The following is a 21,950-nucleotide window of genomic DNA, read 5'->3' on the forward strand; positions in this document are numbered from 1 at the left end:
CCTGGGCGGTGCCGCCGTCGGGCTCCCGCGCGGGGAGCCCCCGCATCGCCGCGAACCGGGCCCACCACCCCGGGCGGGGGGCGGAACCTGCCGTGTCGTCCGCCGCTGTACGGGACGGGTCCGGTGCGGCGGCGGCGGACGGCATGGCTGCGTCGGCGGCCGACGGGCCAAGCGGCCGGGGGACCCCCCCGGAGGCGGGCAGCGAGGGCCGCAACGCGATGCCGGCGCCGACGGCCACCTCCACCGCGACCGCGAGCGCGAACGACCCCGCCGCGGGCCCGGTGTCAGCCATGCGCCCGGGACCGATCGACCCCGACGCGCACACCGCCAGCAGCGCGGAACCGGCCGCCGACAGTGCCACGATGCCGCCCAGGACGAGAGCGCGTGAGCCCAGCGACGCGCCGGCGGGCTGCATCCGCGCGCGTGTGATGGCCCCGGCCAGCACGCCGAGGCCGACCACCAGCAGTGCGCTCAGCAGCATCCACCCCGATGTCGACGGCGGGATGAGTCCCAGCACGGGCAGGCCGGGGACCACACCGAGGTTGGTCGCGGCGGAAGAGATGGCCGTTCCCGTGCCGATCGCGAAACCGGGCCCGGCCGCGTAGGCGGCGCCCCAGATGACGAGGGTCGGCAGGTAGGCGAACTGCACGAGCGCGATCGTGATCGCGCCGACCAGGTCGACGTGCGCCGATTGGAACAGGGCGATCGACTCGCCGCCGCGCGCGACGGTCGCCACCACGATCAGCAGCGCGCCGATGCCGGCGAGACCCGCGAACACGACTCCGGTGCCGCGGACGACGGCAGCCGGAACCTCCCGCCACAGCGGGAGCGCGGACAGGCGCCCCACCGCCGCGTCGACGATGCCGTCATCGCCCTCCCGCCACGCGGTCACCGTGGCGCCGAGCAGTGCCGGAACGGCGAACACGAGCGCCGGGACCGTGATCGCAGCGGCGGCCGGGACGGCGGCGACCGTGGTCGCGGAGGTGATCCACACCAGGACCGCCAGCAGCGCCACCGTGACGGCTCCGGCCGCGATGCCGGTGGGCCAGGCGCCCGCGCGCGCGGCGCGCACCCCCGAGCGGGCCGCGAACAGCGCGGTGAACGTCGCGAACGCCAGTGGCGCGAGCGAGAGCGCGAACGAGGCGGCGTCGGCGGGGATGCCGGCGGCGGCGACGTAGTCCCCGGGGAGCGTCACCTGCAGCGGCACCAGGTGGCCGAACTGCCACACCCGCACGGCGGTCGGCCACAGCGCCGCCCAATCCGCCCCCGCACCGAACGCGAACACCCACAACAGCGTGAGCGGCGCGAGCGCGGCGGCGATGCCGACGGCGACCGCGACGACGGCGTCGAACGCGGCCAGCAGGGCGACGAGGAGGCGATTCATGGGCACAACGACCCTACCCATCCCGCCCACCGGTCCCCGGCATCCCACACCACTCCCCCGCGAACGCGGCGACCCGGCGCGTCCGAGTGACAGGCGCGGGCCCGCGGGGACGCTACCGTCGTGGCATGAGCGATCGCGCGCGCACGTCACCCCCGACCGGGACTCGGGTCGGACCCATCGACCGGTACTTCCAGATCACCGCCCGCGGGTCGACGGTGGGAACCGAGATCCGCGGGGGGCTCGTGACGTTCGTCGCGATGGCCTACATCGTCATCTTGAACCCGATCATCCTCTCCGGTGGAGTGGACGTCAGCGGCGCGCAGCTGCCGTTCCCGCAGGTGGCCGCGACCACCGCCCTCACCGCCGGGGCCATGACGATCCTGTTCGGTCTGGTCGCGCGGCTGCCGTTCGCGTTCGCGGCGGGCCTGGGCATCAACTCGTTCCTGGCGGTCTCGGTGGTCGGTCAGGTGACCTGGCCTGAGGCGATGGGGCTCGTCGTCATCAACGGCCTCGTCATCGTGCTGCTGGCGGTCACGGGGCTGCGCCGGCTCATCTTCGACGCCGTGCCGATGGCGCTGAAGACCGCGATCACGGTCGGCATCGGCCTGTTCATCGCGTTCATCGGTTTCGTCGACAGCGGCCTGGTGACTGCCACCGGCGCCGACTCACCCCCGGTCGGGCTCGGGGTCGACGGATCGATCGCGACGGTGCCGACGCTGCTGTTCGTGCTCACCTTGGTGCTGGCGGCGATCCTCATCGCCCGGAAGGTGAAGGGCGCGATCCTCATCGCCCTGGTCTCCGGCACGGTGGTCGCCGTCATCGTCGAGGCGGTGTGGCACCTAGGTCCGCGGTTCGCCGCCGACGGCACCGTCAACCCCGGCGGCTGGGGGCTGAGCGTGCCCGAACTGCCCTCGTCGTGGCTCGCCGTTCCCGACCTCAGCCTGCTGGGCCAGTTCAGTTTCGGCTCGTTCGAGCGCATCGGGGTGCTCGCGGCGACCATGCTCGTGTTCACGCTGCTGTTCACGAACTTCTTCGACGCGATGGGCACGTTCACGGGCCTGTCTCGCGAGGCGGGTCTCGCCGACGAGCGCGGCAACTTCCCGAGGTTGCGGTCGGCACTCGTCGTCGAGGGCATCGGCGCGGTTGCGGGGGGTCTGAGCTCGTCGTCATCGAGCACCGTGTTCATCGAGTCGGGCACCGGCATCGGCGAGGGCGCGCGCACGGGGCTGGCGAACCTCGTCACCGGTGCGCTGTTCCTCCTCGCCATGTTCTTCACGCCGCTGACCACGATCGTCCCGACCGAGATCGCCGCGGCGGCGCTGGTCATCGTGGGGGCGCTGATGATGGCGCAGATCCGGCACGTGGACGTGACCGACCCGTCGGTGCTGGTGCCGGTGTTCCTCACCGTGACGGTGATGCCGCTCACCTACTCCATCGCGAACGGCATCGGCGCCGGGTTCGTCAGCTGGGTGATCGTGCGTTCGCTGTCGGGCGGCGCCCGTCAGATCCACCCGCTGCTGTGGGTCGTCGCCGCCGGGTTCGTCGTGTTCTTCGCCCGCGGCCCCGTCGAAGCTCTGCTGGCCGGGTGACCGGGGCCGGATGCCGGAAGGGCCGGATGCTGCGGCATCCGGCCCTTCCTGACTGAGCGTCGATTCAGAGCGTCTCGATGATCTCGCGCATGAGGTCAGCGGTCTCACTGGGGGTCTTGCCGACCTTGACGCCGGCGGCCTCCAGTGCCTCCTTCTTGGCCTGCGCGGTGCCGGCCGAGCCGGACACGATCGCCCCGGCGTGACCCATGGTCTTGCCTTAGGGGGCGGTGAATCCGGCGACGTAGCCGACGACCGGGTTGGTGACGTGGGCCTTGATGAACTCGGCGGCACGCTCTTCGGCATCCCCACCGATCTCACCGATCATGACGATCGCCTTCGTGTCGGGGTCGGCCTCGAACGCGGCGAGCGCGTCGATGTGGGTCGTGCCGATGACCGGGTCGCCGCCGATGCCGATGGCGGTCGAGAAGCCCAGGTCGCGCAGCTCGAACATCATCTGGTAGGTGAGCGTGCCCGACTTCGACACCAGTCCGATCGGTCCGGTGCCGGTGATGTTGGCGGGAGTGATGCCGGCGAGCGATTCGCCGGGGGTGATGATGCCGGGGCAGTTCGGCCCGATGATGCGGGTCTTGTTGCCGCGGCTGGACGCATACGCCCACGCCTCGGCGGTGTCACCGACCGGCACACCCTCGGTGATGACCACCAGGAGCGGGATGTCGGTGTCGATGGCCTCGATCATCGCGTCCTTCGTGAACGCGGGCGGCACGAACGCGATCGACACGTCGGCGCCGGTGGCCGCGATGGCTTCGGCGACCGAGGCGAACACGGGAAGCTCGACCGGGTTGCCGTCCTTGTCGTTGTGCAGCACGGTGGTGCCGGCTTTGCGGGCGTTGACGCCGCCGACGACGTTGGTGCCCGCCTTGAGCATGAGCGCGGTGTGCTTGGTGCCCTCGCCGCCGGTGATGCCCTGGACGATGACCTTGGAGTCCTTGTTAAGGAAGATCGACATGTCTGTATTTCCTCGTTCCGGTGTCGGGGCTCAGGCGTTCGCCAGCTGGGCGGCCTTGTCGGCGCCCTCGTCCATGGTCGCAGCGAGGGTCACGAGCGGATGCCCGGCCTCCTCCAGAATGCGGCGCCCCTCGTCGACGCGGTTGCCGTCCAGGCGCACCACGAGCGGCTTGGATGCCGTCGAGCCCAGTTCGGCGAGCGCGCCGACGATGCCCTTTGCCACCGCGTCGCACGCCGTGATGCCGCCGAACACGTTCACGAACACGCTCTTGACCTGGTCGTCGCCGAGGATCACGTCGAGCCCCGCCGCCATGACCTCGGCCGACGCGCCGCCGCCGATGTCGAGGAAGTTCGCCGGTTTGACACCGCCGTGGTTCTCGCCCGCGTACGCGACGACGTCGAGCGTCGACATCACCAGGCCCGCGCCGTTGCCGATGATGCCGACCTCACCATCGAGCTTGACGTAGTTGAGGCCGGACTGCTTGGCCTTGGCCTCCAGCGGGTCGGCGGCGTCCTTGTCTTCGAGCAGTTCGTGCTCGGGGTGGCGCACTTCGCTGGCGTTGTCGTCGAGGGTGACCTTGCCGTCGAGGGCGATGATGTTGCCCGCGGCATCCTGGATGAGCGGGTTGACCTCGACGAGGGTGGCGCCCTCGCCGGTGTAGACGTCGTAGAGCTTGACGAACACGTCGGCGACCTTGGCGGCCGTCTCGTCGTCGAAGCGGGCGGCCTTCGCGATCTCGAGGGCCTTTGCCGCGTCGATGCCGGTGAGCGGGTCGACCTCGACCCGGGCCAGGGCCTCGGGCTTTTCGACGGCGAGTTGCTCGATCTCCATGCCGCCTTCGACCGAGCACAGGCTCAGGTATGAACGGTTGGCGCGGTCGAGCAGCACCGAGAAGTAGTACTCCTTCTCGATCTGGGCGCCCGCGGCGACCATGACCCGCTTGACGATGTGGCCCTTGATGTCGAGGCCGAGGATCGCCTGCGCGGCCTCGTACGCCTCGTCGGGGGTCTTCGCGACCTTCACGCCGCCGGCCTTGCCGCGGCCGCCGGTCTTGACCTGCGCCTTGACGACGACGACACCGCCGAGTTTCTCGGCGGCCGCTTTCACCTCCTCCGGGGTGTCCGCGACGATGCCGGCAAGCACCGGCACTCCATGCTTCTCGAAGAGGTCTCGTGCCTGGTACTCGTACAGATCCACGTGCAATCCTTCACTGGGCGACGGTGGTGTTGGCTGCCGAAAAACATCTCGATATCGAGAGATCGACCGATCGACAAGCCTACTACTGTTCACCGCAGGGCTCGTCCGGCCCCGGCTCCCGCCGCCGGGCCTTCGCCAGCGCGGCCCGTGTCCGCTCGGTGTCGGGGTCGCGACGCGCCAGTTCCAGGAGAAGCTCCACCAGATCATCGAGTTGGGCAGGATCGACGTCGGCGCGTCGCCGCAGTTGCTCGACCCTGTCCCGCAGGGGAACACCCTGCGGATCGTCGGGGATCGGCGGTGACGCCAGCGGCACCCCGGCGCGGAGGTCGACATCGTCGAGCATGACGGCCGCGATGGGCTGCGACTGCCCGTCTGCGGTCTGGAGCAGCACGCCCATCGCACGCTCGACGGGTTCTTCGCCGAGCACCCTCCGTGCGAGCCGCGCGAGATCCCACGCGAGCGCGGCCTCTGTGGCCCCCGCCACGGCGAGGTTCACCAGCCGCAGCGACTCGCCATGCATCAGCGAATCGTCATGGTGCAGGGTCAGCACCGACAGCGCGGCGGGGATCGTATTGGTCAGCGGATTCGCGGGTTCGGTCAGAAACACGCGAAGGAGGTCCGCCCGTTCCCGGTCGGGCAGCCACCCGAGTGCAGTCCGCGGCAGGACCCGGCTGAGCAGAACCGTGAGCGCGAGGGGCCGATCGGCGTTCGACACCAAGCGCGCGAGCGACCGCAGCACGATGCGCGTGCCGTCGCGCTGCTCCGGCATGTCGAGCGTGAGGGCGTACACTTCGTCGGCAAGTTCGGCCAGCGCCAGGGTGTTGCTGTTCGTGATGCCGGTACGCGCATCGATCAGGACGACATCCGCACCGAGCTCGTGCTCAATCCGGTTCAGGAGATCCCGCATGAGGGCGAGCGCCGACCCGTCGGCCGCCCGCTGGTCGAAAGCGAGGCTCCGCAGTTCTCCGAAATAGCTCGGAGACGGAATGCTCCCCGCGGGCATCACCTTGAGCCATCCCCCCGACACCGCGTCGAACCCGAGGTTGTCGCGGGGCAGATCCACCTCGATCACGTAATCGTCGAGCGTCGCCGGAGACGCATCGAGGGTGATGGTGTCAAGCAGGTACCCGACGAGGCCCCGGGTGCGGTGCGACTCCGCGACACCGAGCTTGTAGGTCACGCCCGGCGCCTCGAAGTCCATGTCGAGCACGAAGACTCTCTGACCGACCGCGCTGCCGAGCGCCGCGACGTTCGCCAGCGCGAGGGTGCGCCCGGTACCCCCCCTTGTAGCTGTAGAAGACGGCGACCTTCATGCGGCGACGGGTGCAGGGGGGTGGTAGTAGGAGAAGTATTCATGCACCGACTCGCTCCTCGCCCCAACCGATTCTTCCGAGCGGGGCGCCCGCCCAAACGGAGCGGGTGCACTATCCAGCACCCCGCCGAGCTCGCCTCGGATGTCGGGGCGCGCCTGTACTTCGGCGCGTTTCATCAGCGCCCCGACGACCAGGACAACGTTCCAGCGTCGATCGTCATGGAGCCACTCCCGCAGCAGCCGCGGCGCGGACTCGATGAGGCGGGGGCTCAGCGGCGTCTCCGGATCGATGGCCGCGCGAGGGACCCGGCTGTTGACGGCGCGCTCCAACCGCGCGTACTCGGGGAAGGGCTCGTTCTCGACCGCCACCCCGTGAGCATTCCGTTCAAGACATCGTTCATGGCCCGATCGACCGCGTCTTTCACGATCTGCACTTCGCAATGTCACTCAGGGCACGCTCGCCATCGCGCAGCACCACCTCGAGAAGGTCCTCCTCGACCTCGCTGGCCGGATCGGCCGTCGCCACGATCGTGGCCCAGTCGCTCGATGCTGCGGCACTCACACGCGCGTGACAACGGACCGTGGCGACGTCGCCCCGCGACTCCCAGGTGCCGACATCGCGCCGAAGCGCCTGCGAACCCGTCGGTCCTGAGTAGGCGGCGGCCGAGTTGTGCGGCACCACCAATGCAGGCTTCTCGTCCTCGCGAGGTTCGTAGACGAGACGAAGTTCGCCGAATGTCCCGCCGGCGGTGAGTCGAAATCCGTCGAGGTGAAGTGTTCCGTCGGGCGCTTTCCCGCGCGCACCGATGAGGTCTTCGAACTCGCCGCGCCGCGGGTTCCAGCTGCCTGTTGCATAGAAGTCTGCCTCGCTCATCCTCCGGATGTGGCCGGCTGCCGTCGACGAGGTGACGATCCTGCCGAGGTCGAGAAAGAGGGCGAGTTTGGCCGCGTCGATCGTGGTGCCGATGCGCGAGGCCCGGCACTCGTGACGAAACGCAGAGAGGTGTGCGTCGTGAATAGTCAGGGTGTCGGCGTCTTTCACGTACCGGACCGCGTTGTTCCCCGCTACGGCATCTACCCCCATGCCCCGAGTGTAGGGGTCTGTTCCCCGGGTGCGGCGCAACAGCGCCACGCGGCGGCGTAGCGTGGAGGCCATGAGCACCCTTCCGGGCGAGACGACCGCCGCCTACGAGGTGACGAGGCGGCTTGACACCGACTACTACGCGGTGTTCGCCGACGTCCCCGACGCCGACCGCGCCGTGTGGGATCGGGCGCGGGCCTTCGTCGATGAGGTCGGCGACCGTATGCGCGATGCCTGGGACACCGCGAGCTACCCGCTCGACCTCGCCGCCCGGCTCGGCGAACTCGACCTGTACAACGACGGCATCGACCATCCCGATCTCACGCGGTTCTCGCCGCTGGCGGCGGGCCTGGTGACCATGGAAGTCTCCCGCGGCGACGGGTCGCTCGGCACCGTCATCGCCGTGCAGGGCGGGCTGGCCCTGCGCACCCTCGCCCTGTTCGGCAGCGACCAGCAGCAGCGACGCTGGCTGCGCCCGCTGGCCCGCGGCGAAGTGTTCGGGGCGTTCGCCCTCACCGAACCCGACCACGGATCGGACTCGGTGTCGCTGGCGACTGTCGCCCGCCGCGACGGCGACGGCTGGATGCTGCGCGGCGCGAAGAAGTGGATCGGCAACGGGGCATCCGGCGGCATCACGTTCGTCTGGGCCCGCGTCGACGCCCCGGGCGGAGACGACCACGACGCGGTGCGCTGCTTCCTTGTGGAACAGTCGGCGCACGGCTACACCGGCACGGTGATCACCGGCAAGGCGTCGCTGCGCGGCATCCACCAGGCCCACATCGCCCTCGACGACGTGCACCTGCCCGCCGACGCCGTGCTCCCCGGCACCCACAGCTTCGCCGACGCTTCGACCGTGCTGTCCTCCACCCGGTCGGGCGTGGCCTGGTCGGCCCTCGGCCACGCCACCGCCTGCTACGAGGCGGCGCTGCAATATTCCCAGCAGCGCATACAGTTCGGCAGACCCCTCGCGCGGTTCCAGATGGTGCAGGAACGGCTCACCAGGATGCTCGACGAGCTCACCGCCATGCAGCTCTACTGCCGCCGCCTCGCCGAGCTCGACGCGTCGGGCGCACTGCGTCCGACCCAGGCGTCGCTGGCGAAACACCACAACACGCGGGCCGCTCGCCGCGTTGCCGCGACCGCGCGCGACCTGCTCGGCGGCAACGGCATTCTGCTGGAGAACACCGTCATGCAGCACCTCGCCGACATCGAGGCGATCCACACGTACGAGGGCACCGAGAACATCCAGGCGTTGCTCATCGGCCGCGACCTCACCGGCGTGAGCGCGTTCACCTGATCACGTGAACGCTTGGAGCGCGTTGCTCAGCGCGGAGACACCGAGGAAGCCGAACAAGAACATCATCACGTAGGCGTTGTTGTGCTCCAGCCAGGAGCGAAGCCGCTGCAGCGCCGGTTCCACTTTCTCGCCGAACAGCAGAAACGCGAGCACGATGACCAGCGCGGTGGATGAGGCGACCAGCACGAAGACCACAGCCGCGATCACGGTCTGGCCGGGCGGAAGTCCCGCCGAACCGATCGTGAGCGCCGACGCGATGATGATCGGGGTGTTCTTCGCGTTGATCCCCGTCAGAACCGCCGACAGCCCGAACGCGGCGAGCGGCCCGATCGTATCGAGCTTCGACATCCACACCGGCTTCTTGTCCGGCCGATCGCGCCGCGGCCGGGTGCGGAACGAGTTGACCGCCAGCAACACGAACAATGCGCCGAGCACCAGATTGGCCCACCCGTTCGGCGACGAGTCGCCGCCGTCGAGCGTCGATCCGACGAACACCGCGATGACCAGCAGCACCGTGACCCCGGCCAGCCATCCCAGCAGGAACGCGACCGAGTTGACGCGGGCGCGTTCGGTGAACAGCAGAATCAGCAGCATCACCAACGGGATGGGGCTGATCGAGACACCGAAGGCGGCCGGGACGATGTCCCCGATCACGTTGCCCATATCGACCTCCCGGCCTTCGCTCACTCATGGAGAAGACGACGACACGGCGCCCTCGTCATCGACTCGCCCATCACCGCTCCTCCACAACCTAAGCGCGAAACGTCGTGCACGGCTACGGTCGTCTCGACGCGCGAGAACGACACCGCCTCGCACGCCGGGATGTGATCGTGTCCACAGCGGGGGTCTCGGGTAGCGTCGGAGAATGAGACTGTTCCGATCACGACGCGCGACCGTTCGCATCGACCCCGCCCGGGTGGCGCCCACCGATGCGACACACCCGGTCGGCACCGGTGCCGCAGGCCGTCCGTGGAGCCTGTGGTCGGACGGTTTCGGGGCGTTCGCGACCCGCGCCCTACAGATCCTCATCGTCGTCGCGATCGCCGCCGCCGCCTTCGTCGGCATGCGCCAACTGACGGTGGTGATCATTCCCCTGATCATCGCCCTGATCATCGCGTCGGCGTTCGCCCCGTCAATGGCGTGGATGCGCCGCCGCGGCGTGCCGTCGCTGCTGGCGACCCTCCTCACCTTCTTCGCGGCACTCGGCTTCCTGGCGCTGCTGTCGTGGCTCATCACCGTCGCGGTGCGGTCGCAGTGGGACGAACTGTCGTCGCAGGCGCAGCAGGGCTTCGACGACATCGTGGCCTGGAGCGCCACCCTCCCGATCTCGATCGACCAGCCGCAGATCGACCAGTGGATCTCCGACATCACCGACTTCCTCACCAGCGCCCAGTTCGGCACCGGCGCGATCGCCGGTGTGAGCGCGGTCGCCACGTTCTTCACGGGCCTGGTACTCATGATCGTAATGCTGTTCTTCTTCCTGAAGGACGGGCCGCAGATGTGGCGATTCCTGCTGCGCCCATTCAACGAACAGCGCTATGAGCGGGCAGTGCGCATCGGCGACAAGGTCATCGACACGCTGGGGTCGTACGTGCGCGGCACCGCGACCATCGCCGCGGTCGACGCCACCGGCATCCTCATCGGACTGCTCATTCTGCAGGTTCCGCTGGCCGTGCCGCTGGCGGTCATCGTGTTCGTGCTCGCGTTCATCCCGATGGTCGGCGCGACGATCGCCGGCATTCTCGCCGCGCTGGTCGCCCTCGTCGCCAACGGCTGGGTGTCGGCGGTGCTCGTGGTCGGTGTCATCGTGCTGGTGCAGCAGCTGGAGGGGAACCTCCTGCAGCCGGTCGTGATGGGCCGGTCGATGAAGCTGCACGCGTTCGTGGTGTTTGTCGCGTTGACGGCGGGAACCGTTCTGGGCGGGGTGCTCGGGGCGGTGATCGCCGTACCCATCACCGCGGTGGCGTGGGGCGTCGTGCAAGTGTGGGACGGTCCGAGCACGCCCGCCGCGTGGGCCCGGCGGAAAGACCGCGACAGCGACGCGGCGCCGGCCTGAGCCGTGGCCCACACGTCGGTGCGGATGATGCTCAGCTGACGCCGCGCGCATCCTCGGCCGCGGTGGTTGGTGGGCACGCCCAGAGTGGCCCACCCGCCACCGGATGCTCTGATCGGACGGGAGTCTTCTCGATGAAGACCGGTTCGTGAATGCACCCGATGGACGATTCTTCGAGCGATGGTGGCCGGCAGCGGAGACTCTCTCGTGGCTCTGTGTGCCGGACTCGGAGCCGATGCGGATGGTGCGCTCGGGGCGTTTCATCGCCGTTGTGCCACGGTTGGCACCCACTCCCCGGGCAGTCCGGACAATCCCACCCGCTCGGCACATTCCGGCACGGGAGCCAGGCCTACCGAGGAGAGAGCTGGGCCATCGGACACCGGCGTCGGAGCGTGAGAGGCTCACACCGCAGAGATCACGGCGGAGCCGAGTGCGCGGCCTCAGACCCGGTCGAGCAGCGGGGTGAGCTGCGCGCGCTCGATCTGCAGCCACGGGCCCGCCGGGTCGACGATCAGCCCCACGATGCCGGGGTCGCCGGCCACCGCCCGGGCCAACTGCTCGGGATCGACCGGCGCAGGCTGGTCGCCGCGACCGAGCGCGAGGACTTCGAGCGGGTGCGAGAACACTTCGAGGCGACGTTCGCCGTCGGCGGTGCGGACCTCTGCGATGCCGCGGCGGCCGTCCTCGTCGGCGGGCCCCACCGCGACCCACGTCTTGGTCGTCGTCAGCGCCTCGACCACGAGCGCGGCCGTGCGATCGGTGCGCGGGGTCGACAGCAGGTTCTTGATGGCCAGCGCCGGGTCGGCCTGATCGACCGAGGTCTGGATCAGCTCCCGCGGCAGCACGATGCGCGCCCGCGCCGATGCCTGGTCGATGATCAGCCCGGCATAGGGTCCGGCGAGCACGTTCCGTAGCACGTTCATCACGGGTTGCCCGACCGCGCTCGTTGTCGCACCGTTGTCGGCGCGGATGCTGTCCTGCAGCGCTCCCCCGCCGGTGAACGCCAGCAAGAAGCGCTGATCCTCGATCGAGGCGACCGCCAGCGGCAGCTCTTTGTTCTCGGCGATCAGCTGTTTCGCGTTGCCGCGCACCCGCAGATAGAGAGTCCCCTGCAAGGCCTGCCGCATGACGTTGAGAACGTCAGCGTTGTCGGGCTTTTCGGGCAGTGCGGCGAGCGCGGCGCGCAGCACCGCGTTGTCGGGCAGTCCGGGCGCACCCGGGGCGGGGCGAGCGTCCCTGCCGGCCCCGAGCGCAGCGGGGTCGGCGGGCGCGGGCGGGGTGGCAGCCGGTCGCCCGGCGGGTTTGCCGTAGGTCGACAGCGAGATGCCGACCTCCGGCACCGGCTCGGCGACCTCGGGGGCGGCATCGGCCGATGCGCCGAGTGGATCGAGCACCGGCGACTCCGGCTCCTCGCGGGGGGCATCGCGACGACCGCGACCGAACAAAGCCATGTGTTCGAGACTACCCAGCCGTGCTCACAGCTTGGTGATCGGGGCGATCTTGATGAGCAGCTTCTTGGTGCCCGCAGTGTCGAACCGGACGTGGGCGATGCGTTTGGCGCCCTCGCCGGTCACGGCGTCCACCTGGCCCTCGCCGAAGTCGTCGTGGCGGATGCGGTCGCCGGCGCCCAGTTCGAGGTCGCCGTTGTCGCGCACTTTCGCCGGGATGCGGTTGGCGAACTTCTCCAGCGAAACGCTGCGCTCCCGGGGCGGCAGCGGCACGAGATCGTCACCGTAGCGCGGCGCCCCGCCCCGTCGCGCGTTCAACGCGCGCGAGCGGGTGCCGCCGCGCGAGTTGACGTCTCCCGGCGACTGTCGCCAGTCGACGAGGTCGGCCGGGATCTCCTGCAAGAAGCGACTCGGCATCGCGACCGACACCTCGCCGAACTGGGCGCGGGTCATCGCGAGCGACAGATGCAGGCGCTTTCGCGCCCGGGTGAGCGCGACGTAGAACAGGCGTCGCTCCTCCTGCGGGCCGCCCGGCTCGCCCGCCGAGATGCGGTGCGGGATGAGGTCTTCCTCCACCCCGGTGACGAAGACGGCGTCGTATTCGAGGCCCTTCGCGGTGTGCATGGTCATGAGCGACACCGACCCGGCCGCGTCGTCGAGGTCGTCGGCATCCGAGACGAGTGCCACCTCGGTGAGGAAGTCGAGCACGGTGCCGTCGGGGTTGTTGCGCGCGAACTCGCGCGTGACGGCGATCAGTTCGTCGAGGTTCTCGAGCCGGGCTTCGTCCTGCGGGTCTTTGCTTCGGCGCAGCGCATCGAGGTACCCGCTCTGGGTGAGCAGCACGGTGAGCCCGTCGGTGACCGCCGTCGGGGCGGCGACTTCACCGGATGCCGGGAGCATCACCGCTGCGGCATCGGCCAGCACCGCGTCGAGGTTCGCGATCGCCGCCTGGATCTTCGGGCCCACCCCGAGCGCCGACGCGTTGGCCAGCGCGTCGCGGAACGTGATGCCCTCGTCGGCGGCGTACCGGGCGATCGCGGTCTCGGTGACGTCGCCGATGCCGCGGCGGGGCTTGGTGAGGATGCGGCGCACCGCCAGCTCGTCGGCGGGGTTGGCCACCGCGACGAGGTAGGCCAGGGCATCCTTGATCTCGGCCCGCTCGAAGAACTTGGTGCCGCCCATGATCTTGTACGGCACCGCCGAGCGGATGAAGATCTCTTCCAGCGCCCGGGATTGCGAGTTGGTGCGGTAGAAGACCGCCATCTCGGAGTACGGGGTGCCCGCCCGGCGCAACGCCTCGACTTCGTCGGCGACGAACTGCGCCTCGTCGTGCTGCGAATAGCCGGTGAACCCGACGATGGGGTCACCGTTGCCGACGTCGGTCCACAGCTTCTTCGCTTTGCGGTCGAAGTTGTTGCCGATGACGGCATTGGCCGCCGACAGGATGTTCTGGGTCGACCGGTAGTTCTGCTCCAGCATGACCACCGTGGCGCCGGGGAAGTCGCGCTCGAACTCGCTGATGTTGCGGATGTCGGCGCCGCGGAATGCGTAGATCGACTGGTCGGAATCGCCGACGACCGTCAGCGACGCGCCCGGGTCGGTGGGGCGGTCATCGAAGATCATCATGCCGCCGGCCTCGACCGGCGACTCGCCCGCGGGCGGCCGGGTGAGCTCCCGGATCAGCGCGTACTGGGCATGGTTGGTGTCCTGGTACTCGTCGACGAGGATGTGCCGGAACCGACGGCGGTAGGTGTCGGCCACCTGCGGAAACGCCCGGAACAGGTACACCGTCTGACCGATGAGATCGTCGAAGTCGAAGGCGTTGGCCCGCTGCAACGCCCGCTGGTAGTCACCGAAGATCTCCGCGAACAGGCGCTCGGCCGGGTCGGAGAGGTTCGCCTGACGCGCGAACCCTTCCGCGTCGGTGAGTTCGTTCTTCAGCCTTGAGATACGGCTCTGCACGGCCGCGGGGGTGAGGCCGAAGGCATCCGCCTCGTGCTCCTTGACGAGCCGTTTGATGAGCGCGCGTGAGTCGCCGGAGTCGTAGATCGTGAAGCTGCTGGTGAAGCCGAACTGCTGCGCTTCGCGGCGCAGGATGCGCACGCACGCGGAGTGGAACGTCGAGATCCACATGCCGCGGGCGGCGTCGCCGATGAGGTCGTGCACACGCTCGCGCATCTCCCCCGCGGCCTTGTTCGTGAAGGTGATCGCGAGAATCTGGCTCGGCCAGGCCTCCTTGTTCCGTAGCAGCGAGGCGATGCGGTGCGTGAGCACGCGGGTCTTGCCCGACCCGGCGCCGGCCACGATCAGCAGCGCCGGCCCCCGGTAGGTCACGGCCTCCCGCTGGGGCGGGTTGAGCCCGTGCAGCAACTCGTCGTCCGGCGACGCGGATGCTGACACGATGACGGGCTGGATGGGGTCTGTCATGACTCTTCGAGTCTAGGCGCCGCCTCTGACCTTGCTTCTCGCCCCGAACGCGCCATGCGCGATCCCCCACCCCGCCTCAGTGACCGCCGAACGGGTGGGCGAACAAGAAGTGCGCGGGCGTCGCGGAGGCGCGGGGTACCGCTCAGCGCGAGGAGGAGACGGACTGTTCGGAGTTGACGTCGGGATCTGCGCCGGTTGGCGACTCGCCGTCGGCAGGCGCCTGAGGTTCAGAGTCGGCATCGGCGGCGAGCGACGCCTCGAGCTCGCCGAGGCGGCGCGCACGGCGCCGGCGACGCAGGTTCACGACAGCGATCACGGCGGCGACGATCAGCAGCGCGACAACGGCCACCAACAACCACGGCACGGCCCAAACCACCACCGTGTGCGAGGTCACAACGGTCAGGTCGGACACGTCCTGGCCCGCTGATGTGGTCCGTGCAACGTCCACCGTGACCCACAGTGGGCCGATCGGCGGCACCTCGTCCAATCGCACGCCACCGGCCTGGGCGCCGTCCGGGAGAATCTCGTCGATGCCTTCCAGTGCGGCCGATTCGGACCACCACCCGAAGATCCCGGCGACGTCGACACGAGCCTCGGGGACCAGCCGGACGTTGCCGGTGTTATCCAACGTGGCGGTGACGTCCAGCGGAGAGGATGCCCACGGAGACCAACGGGGCTCGTGCCTGCCGTCGACCGCGTCCACCTGCAGCGCGGCTTCGACGGGACCGGCGACCCGCAGGTAGATGCGGGTGCCCACGCGGTACTGCAGGTTCGCCCCCTCTTCTTCGGTGGGCCTGTTGACGGCGACGATCGCGCCGGCGTGGTCCCCGGGTTCGGCGTCGGCAGGCACCGTGATGGTGAACGGCACCACGACGTGGTCGCGGGGCGGAACGGTCACCTCGGTGACGGGCAGTTCCAGCCAAGCTCCGACGCGCTTGCCATCGTCGTCAGGCGTGAGCACTTCGAACGAGTTCTCCGTGGTCTGCACGGCATCCTGGCCGTACAGGTCGACCGTCAGCGGTTGCTCGCTCAGATTGCGCACGGCGACGTGGTCGGAATACACGTCGTGGGGTTCGACGATGTACTCGAGCGCGCCGCGGCCGTCGGGACCGTCGGCGTCAGCGGGCGCGACAGCCCAGGTCTGCGGTCCGGCCTCGTCCTCACCGTCTTCGGCGAGGGCCGCGGCGGGCGCGACCACCACGGCAGTGAGCACGAGAGCGGCGGCAGCCAGACGGGGGCGGAAGGAGATGGTGGTCATGGTCGGCTTTCCGACACGCGTGATCGGATGCCGACGGCGGGTGGCCGCCGGCATCCGATCGGGTGCGTATCTGTGTCAGATGACGGTGATCAGCACGACACCGGAGTAGTCGCCGACCTCGGTGGTGGTCGGCGCTTCGATGCGGATGTCAGCGCCGAGCACGGCGGTGCCGGCGGACTCACCCGCGGCAGCGTTGCCCAGCACGTTCCAGCCGCGAATGCCGTCCCCCTCGACGAAGCCGGGGGCGACGACGGGGCCTGCCACGACGTTCTGTCCGTCGGTCGAGGAGAGCACCTGCGGGGTCCACCCGAGGTACCGGCCGTCGAGCACGGCGCCGTCGATGGTCCCGAGGCCACGGACACGGCCCGAGGCCTCCCAGCCCAGGTCGCCCGAGCGGGTGTCGGTGACGGTGATGCCATCGACCGTGCCCTCAGACACGTAACGGTCGGCCTCGGTGTTGAGCTCGAGGTCGCTGAGAACGGTGTTCTCGCTCCCCGCGGCCACGCTGATGACAAGCGCACCCTCGGTCTCGGGCAGGCTCACCGACAGGCCCGGGCCGGTGCCCGGGGTGTTGCCGTGGTCGTCGATCACGATGTCGACCGGGTCGCTTTCGGCGATCACGTTGTGGTCGGCGTCGTAGACGACGGCCTTGACCTGCTGCTCACCCATCACGATGAAGCCGTAGCCGTCCGTGAGGGCACCGTCCACGACCTCCCACTCGGCGTCGGCGTCAGCACGCGTGAACCAGTGGAAGTGGTCCGACACCGGCTCGGGCGCCTGTACCGCAGACAGCGACGCGATCGCGCCGGTGTGGTAGTGCGCCGCGATTCCCTCGATCGAGACCGTGGTGTCGCCCGGAACCGGGTCAACGGGGTCAACCGGGTCGACGGGGTCCGGGTCGGTCGGGAGTTCTTCGCCGACGTAGAAGGTGTACGACTGCGGGTCGGCAGTCTTGGCCACGCCTCCGTCATCGAACGTCGAGGTCACGTCGAAGGTGTACTCACCCTCGGCAGTGAAGCCCCAGTTCAGATGCTCGTGATTGGCGGTGCTCGAGAACGACCAGTCGTCCTTGGAGCTGTTCAACCACTCGACCGGGCCCTCTTCGCCACTCTGCCACGCCGCGAACGTGCCCGGACCGTCGAAGTTGCTCACCGTGTGGGTGACATCGATCGAATTGGCCGGGTAGTCCGAGGTGTTGTAGCCGAACCCGAGGAACACCTGCCCCAACTGGTTGGTCTGCGGCAGCAGGTAGTACGTCGCGCCGTTCTCGATACCGAGCACGGCCGAGGTCGACGCGCCCGCGGTGCGCGATGCCACCGAGGGCTTGACCTGAACGACGGCATCATCGGGCACAAGGCTTCCGTGATCGTCCGAGTGGAGCACGAGCACGGGCTCGCCGGCGTCGTCCTTCTCGATGTAGAAGCCATCGGCATGGCCCTCAGAGATGATGACCTTGTCGTCATACGGGCCCGCAGCCGTGGCGGCAGTGGCACCGAGGGCGGTGGCGACCAGCGCCAATCCGACTCCGGTGGCGACCGCAGTGCGCGGTCTGGTCAGGAGCGATGTCATTGGGTGACATCCTTTCTATTTCGGTTCGGCCGTCTCAGGCCGATGGTGTGAGTGTTCACTCACGGGGTCTTGCTGGAGAGGCTCACCGGCGGCGTAAGCTCTGCTGACGTGGCGCCAGGGCGGCGGCGCCGAAGAATGCCGCGCCGACGATCAGAAACGCCCCGGACAGACCCATGAGATCCGCAATCGTCTCAGGATCGGCACCCGTCTCCGCCAAGCGTGCTTCGGCCTCGCGTGCGTCGGCGGGGGCGAGCTCGCACTCCTCCCCGCTGGCGGTACGTCCGACGTAGCTGGTGGCGGTCTGCTCCCGCGCTGCCGACGCGGCGTCTCCCTCGCCGACGAAGAAGGTCAGCGTGGTCGTCCCGCTCGCCGCGGCGCCGTCGATCGTGCCTGCATACGTCATGTCGGCGTAGTACGCACCGGGCTCGGTGAACGCCCAGATGCCGTGGACATGGACGCCACTGGTCCCGACGTCGATGTTGGTGCTGCGCGGGAACCCGTCCACGGTGCCGAAGTACTCGGTTCCCGGCTGCCCCCACGAGTTCATGGTGTAGACCGCCAGCTGACCGGGGCCTTCCAGGTTGTCGAGCGTGAGGCTGATCTGACCTTGCGCGTGGCCGGCGATCGTCGGATGCTGGCTGTTCCAGCCCAGCCACGGGACCCCCGGCTGCTGGGTGAGGGGTATCTGCCACACGTCTCCGGAGCCGAGGAAGTCGAACGCGCCGCCGGGCGCCTCCGACTTCGCGGCATCGGTGAGATGGAAGATCAACCCACCCGGATCGACCCACTGCGCGGGCGAGGTGCGCTCGTCCTTGATCCGGGGCAGCAGTGCGCCGCCTTCCATCACCGGTCCGAAGTCGTAGTGGCCCTCCGTGATGACGTCAACGTTCTCCGCACCGACCGTCTCGGTCACGGGGGTCGCGATGCACTCCTCCGCCGCGTCGGCTGCGGGGGCGACCTCCATCCCGGACCATCCGACCAGCGACCCGGTGACGTCGCGGACCACGAGTCGATGCGCGCCGGTGTCGGCACCGGGCGGAACCGCGATCGTGAACGTGCCCTCGGCATTGACCTGCTTCCACCCCAGATCGGTCGGGTCGGACAACATCCAGGCCGACACCCAGTGGCTGGCGTTCGCGGTCGGGATCGACACCGTGACCTGCGCGCCGGGCGCGACCGGCGACACAGCGACGGACACATCACCCTGGGCCCCGTCGGTCAGGATCGCCGGATCCGGAGCTGCCAGAGGCGACGACGGAGACACTGTCGGGTCGATCGAATCAGGCGTCACGGTCGGCTCAGGCGTCGCCGTCGGGTCCGGCGTCGGGTCCGGCGACACGGTCGGCTCCGGCGACACGGTCGGCTCCGGCGTCGCCGTCGGTTCGCCCTGTTCCTCATCGCCGACCAGGAACGTGTACGACTGCGGCGCCGACCGGATCGTTCCACCTGCGACGAGGTCGGCCTCGGCGACGAAGGTCAATTCGTACGTGCCCGCGGCGGTGAACACCCAGTTCGCATGCGTGTGCGCACCGACGTGCTCAGTGATGGTCCCCACCGTCTGGTCGGTCGAGCTCAGCGCCCGCTCCGGTGCGCCCTCCAGCCCGTTCAGGTACACCTCAAGTGCCCCTGGCCCCGCGAACTCCGCCAACGTGATCCGCACCGTGTCCCCCTCGAACACGCCACGCGGCAGCGACTCGGTCTCCCACCCGGCCCACAACTGGCCCGGCGTATACGTCTGGGAGATCTTCCAGATCGCTGCGCCCGGGGCACCAAGGAACCCGTACTCGGGAAGGTCAGGGACGTGGTCCATTTGCGCGTCGGTGACATGGAACAGCACATCGTCCGGCTCCAGCACCTGCCCGGCACCACTGTCGAGGTCTGCACGGGTCTTCAGAACCAACGTGTCGTCGTCGTAGCGCACACTCACGGCATCGGCGTGGTGACGATCCAGCACAACCGTGGGATCGGCAGTCTGCGCCGCCGCGGCGACGCCGGTAGCCGACCCCACGAGCACACAGAGCGCGCCCGCGACAGCAAGAATGCGACGAACGGAGCGGCGCGACGAACGAGAAGGAACAGGTGTCACGGTGACGGACATGCAGCAGGCTTTCCGCATCAATGCGGGGGCGGCGGTGTCCGCCCCACACGAACAAACTCACTATTGATAATGAGTATCATTAGCTTTAGGTGGAATGCAAATCGCTCCGCCACGTGTTTCGACACCCGTGCCACGATGAGAGGCCCCTGTATGCGCTGTGACCGCCGCCGCGCTGTGCGGATCGGTCTCGTGTGTGGCGCCCTGTTCTCACTCGCCGGGTGCGCGGCATCCACACCCGCCTACGACGATCGGATGCAGGTGGTGACGACGACCGGCATTCTCGCGGACCTGGCCCGCAACGTCGCCGGAGACCGAGCCGTGGTCACCTCGATCGTTCCGGACGGCGCCGACCCCCACAGCTACGAACCGACGCTGCGCAACGTGCGCGACATCGTGTACGCAGACGCCGCGTTCACGAACTACCTGCTGCTCGAACAGCAGAGCGTCATCAAAGCGCTCGACGCCAACCTGCGAGACGGAGTGCCGAACGTGTCGCTGGCCGAGAGTGCCGTGAAGTATGCCGCCGAGGTCATCCCCCTCGTCGAAGACTTCTCGCTCGACACGGTGTGGCTCGGGGCTCGGGTCGCCGGCACCGGTGAGCAGTTCGGAGCCGGGCGCACCGCCGACGTTCTGCTCAGCGGCACCGGGTTGACCGGGCCCGGGGACCTGCACGCCTACCTGACCGGCACGTTCGGCGACGTCACCCGTTATCTCGATTCCAGTGACGGATTCGATGCCGGCACCGGCTACCGTGACGACACCCTCGTGCTCCCCCCCGACGCCCACACGCACCTGAGTTGGGCGTTCACCGAACCCGGGTACTACGAGTTGTCCCTGCAAGCGAAACTGCAGGTCGATTCCCGCTCCAAGCCACTCCCGGTCGCCACGGCGACGGCGGTGTTCGCCGTCGGCGTGGATCCGCACGGTTTTCCAGGGCGACCGGATGCGCGGGTGCTGGATGCCGGACACGCCGACCTCACGGTCGATCTCGACGACGAGAAATTCACCGTGCTGCTCGACCACGAGCACGGCAGCGGCGAGGTCCACCAGGAGTTCATCGACCTGTCCGACGTGGTCATCGAGGTGCCGACCAAGGCGCTGCACGAGGTGCCCGGCGACCCGTCGTACCGCTTTCTCGGGCGGGCCGGCGACCCGATCTACCAACTGCCGCAGGCGGTGCTCGGCAAGCATGTGCACGGTGAGATCGACCCGCACCTGTGGCAGAACGTGCGCAACGCGATGGCGTACGTCGAGGTGATCCGAGACACGCTCATCCGGGTGGATCCGGCGGGCGCTCGCGACTACCGCGACAATGCGGCGCGGTATCTGAGCGAACTGGACGCCCTGGATGCCGAGGTGCGCGACACCATCGACACCATCCCCGCATCGCGGCGAGTGCTGGTGACCACACACGACGCGTTCGGGTACCTCGCGGCCGCATACGACCTGATGGTGGCGGGCTTTGTGACCCCGAACCCGTCGACCGAGCCGAGCCTGGCCGAACGGAAGCGTCTGACCCAGACGATCACCGACCTGCGAGTGCCTGCCGTGTTCCTGGAGCCGAATCTCGCCACCCGCTCCTCGACGCTCGTCGAGGTCGCACGGGAGCGGGGTGTTCGGGTGTGCCCGATCTACGGAGATGCGCTCGACGCCGACGCCCCCACCTATATCGACATGATGCGCGCCAACGCGCGCTCCCTCGTGGACTGTCTGAACTGAACGATGAGAAGAACGGAACCGATGACACCCTCCACCCGCTCCCGCGTCGCCCGTCTGGGTGGTCTCCTGCTGGCCGCCGTCCTGCTGTCGGCCGGTGCCCTTCCGGCGTCTGCCTCGCCCGACGACGACCTCGACCAGACCATCGACCCGAACCAGCAGCAGGGCACCGGTCAGACGGTGCTGGCGGCCGGGCACGCCGATATCGGTCCCACACTCGGAACAGGGCAGTGGACGTTGCAGGTCCATGACGACACCTCCAGCCCCGCGGCGTGGCGCAACCCCGAGGACGTCGTGTTCCAAGCCGTAGATGCGTCGATCCTCGACGTCCCGGACGACGACGCGTTCGCGTTCCTCGAGCTGCCTGCCGGCACCGAGGCGTACGTCCTGCCGCAGACCGAGCAGCCCGGCATCGTGTGGCCGGGGTGGAACACGCAGGATCCGGCGCTGCTGGAAAACCTCGACCTGGGAACGACGCTGCGTTTCCACGCCGTCGAAGGACCCGGTGACCTTGTCGTCTACCTCCAGGGCGGCAACTTCGGAGCTCCCGAGGT

Annotated in this window: 15 protein-coding genes and 2 pseudogenes; 5 read left to right on the forward strand and 12 right to left on the reverse strand. The window is 69.0% G+C overall.

All coding sequences use genetic code 11. The annotated features are described in order from the left end of the window. Positions 1-1,384, reverse strand: a 1,384-nt coding sequence (locus ACK5KK_RS07395; RefSeq protein WP_416889446.1) for a DUF6350 family protein, incomplete at its 3' end; no start/stop codon positions are given. Positions 1,385-1,509: 125 nt separating this feature from the next. Here ACK5KK_RS07395 and ACK5KK_RS07400 point away from each other — a divergent pair. Beyond that, the gene (locus tag ACK5KK_RS07400) at positions 1,510-2,973 is read left to right on the forward strand and encodes an NCS2 family permease (RefSeq protein ID WP_416889447.1); all 1,464 of its coding nucleotides are present in this window, start codon (positions 1,510-1,512) and stop codon (positions 2,971-2,973) included. A 64-nt stretch (positions 2,974-3,037) separates the two neighbouring features. On the opposite strand, the pseudogene sucD reads toward ACK5KK_RS07400, so the two are convergent. The 5 genes and pseudogenes from sucD to ACK5KK_RS07425 form a co-directional block, all read right to left on the reverse strand. Further along, positions 3,038-3,940: pseudogene (gene sucD / locus ACK5KK_RS07405) on the reverse strand (succinate--CoA ligase subunit alpha). Positions 3,941-3,970: 30 nt separating this feature from the next. After that, positions 3,971-5,137 (reverse strand): ADP-forming succinate--CoA ligase subunit beta, encoded by a 1,167-nt coding sequence (gene sucC / locus ACK5KK_RS07410; RefSeq protein ID WP_416889448.1) that lies wholly within the window; start codon positions 5,135-5,137, stop codon positions 3,971-3,973. 82 nt (positions 5,138-5,219) lie between these two features. Further along, positions 5,220-6,413 (reverse strand): annotated as a pseudogene (locus ACK5KK_RS07415) (KGGVGR-motif variant AAA ATPase); the annotation flags it as partial. Positions 6,414-6,446: 33 nt separating this feature from the next. Then, positions 6,447-6,818 (reverse strand): hypothetical protein, encoded by a 372-nt coding sequence (locus tag ACK5KK_RS07420; protein ID WP_416889449.1) that lies wholly within the window; start codon positions 6,816-6,818, stop codon positions 6,447-6,449. A 52-nt stretch (positions 6,819-6,870) separates the two neighbouring features. After that, positions 6,871-7,533: a hypothetical protein gene (locus ACK5KK_RS07425; protein WP_416889450.1), complete on the reverse strand. Its 663-nt coding sequence runs from the start codon at positions 7,531-7,533 to the stop codon at positions 6,871-6,873. A 70-nt stretch (positions 7,534-7,603) separates the two neighbouring features. Between ACK5KK_RS07425 and ACK5KK_RS07430 the strand changes: the two genes are divergently transcribed. Beyond that, positions 7,604-8,827: an acyl-CoA dehydrogenase family protein gene (locus ACK5KK_RS07430; protein WP_416889451.1), complete on the forward strand. Its 1,224-nt coding sequence runs from the start codon at positions 7,604-7,606 to the stop codon at positions 8,825-8,827. On the opposite strand, the gene ACK5KK_RS07435 is transcribed toward ACK5KK_RS07430, so the two are convergent. Then, positions 8,828-9,514: a GAP family protein gene (locus ACK5KK_RS07435; protein WP_416889452.1), complete on the reverse strand. Its 687-nt coding sequence runs from the start codon at positions 9,512-9,514 to the stop codon at positions 8,828-8,830. 178 nt (positions 9,515-9,692) lie between these two features. On the opposite strand from ACK5KK_RS07435, the gene ACK5KK_RS07440 reads away from it, so the two are divergent. Then, complete coding sequence (locus ACK5KK_RS07440; RefSeq protein WP_416889453.1) at positions 9,693-10,883, forward strand: AI-2E family transporter; 1,191 nt, start codon at positions 9,693-9,695, stop codon at positions 10,881-10,883. A 437-nt stretch (positions 10,884-11,320) separates the two neighbouring features. Here ACK5KK_RS07440 and ACK5KK_RS07445 read toward each other — a convergent pair whose 3' ends face one another. The 5 genes from ACK5KK_RS07445 to ACK5KK_RS07465 all read right to left on the reverse strand — a co-directional run bounded on the left by ACK5KK_RS07445 (position 11,321) and on the right by ACK5KK_RS07465 (position 19,680). Next, the gene (locus tag ACK5KK_RS07445; protein WP_416889454.1) at positions 11,321-12,331 is read right to left on the reverse strand and encodes an SseB family protein; all 1,011 of its coding nucleotides are present in this window, start codon (positions 12,329-12,331) and stop codon (positions 11,321-11,323) included. Between the two features lie 24 nt (positions 12,332-12,355). After that, positions 12,356-14,755: an ATP-dependent helicase gene (locus ACK5KK_RS07450; RefSeq protein ID WP_416889455.1), complete on the reverse strand. Its 2,400-nt coding sequence runs from the start codon at positions 14,753-14,755 to the stop codon at positions 12,356-12,358. A gap of 142 nt (positions 14,756-14,897) precedes the next feature. Then, positions 14,898-16,013, reverse strand: a complete 1,116-nt coding sequence (locus ACK5KK_RS07455; RefSeq protein WP_416889456.1) for a hypothetical protein — start codon at positions 16,011-16,013, stop codon at positions 14,898-14,900. A gap of 75 nt (positions 16,014-16,088) precedes the next feature. Further along, positions 16,089-17,582, reverse strand: coding sequence for a choice-of-anchor M domain-containing protein (locus ACK5KK_RS07460; protein ID WP_416889457.1), 1,494 nt, complete (start codon positions 17,580-17,582; stop codon positions 16,089-16,091). Between the two features lie 82 nt (positions 17,583-17,664). After that, a complete protein-coding gene (locus tag ACK5KK_RS07465; RefSeq protein ID WP_416889458.1) occupies positions 17,665-19,680 on the reverse strand; it encodes a TIGR03773 family transporter-associated surface protein in 2,016 nt (671 codons plus the stop codon). Positions 19,681-19,869: 189 nt separating this feature from the next. Here ACK5KK_RS07465 and ACK5KK_RS07470 point away from each other — a divergent pair, with 189 nt between their 5' ends. After that, positions 19,870-21,399, forward strand: coding sequence for an anchored repeat ABC transporter, substrate-binding protein (locus tag ACK5KK_RS07470; RefSeq protein WP_416889459.1), 1,530 nt, complete (start codon positions 19,870-19,872; stop codon positions 21,397-21,399). Positions 21,400-21,420: 21 nt separating this feature from the next. After that, on the forward strand, positions 21,421-21,950 hold a 530-nt coding region (locus ACK5KK_RS07475), incomplete at its 3' end, for a choice-of-anchor M domain-containing protein (protein WP_416889460.1).

The organism is Microbacterium sp. (assembly GCF_047972865.1).
Classification (GTDB): Bacteria; Actinomycetota; Actinomycetes; order Actinomycetales; family Microbacteriaceae; genus Microbacterium.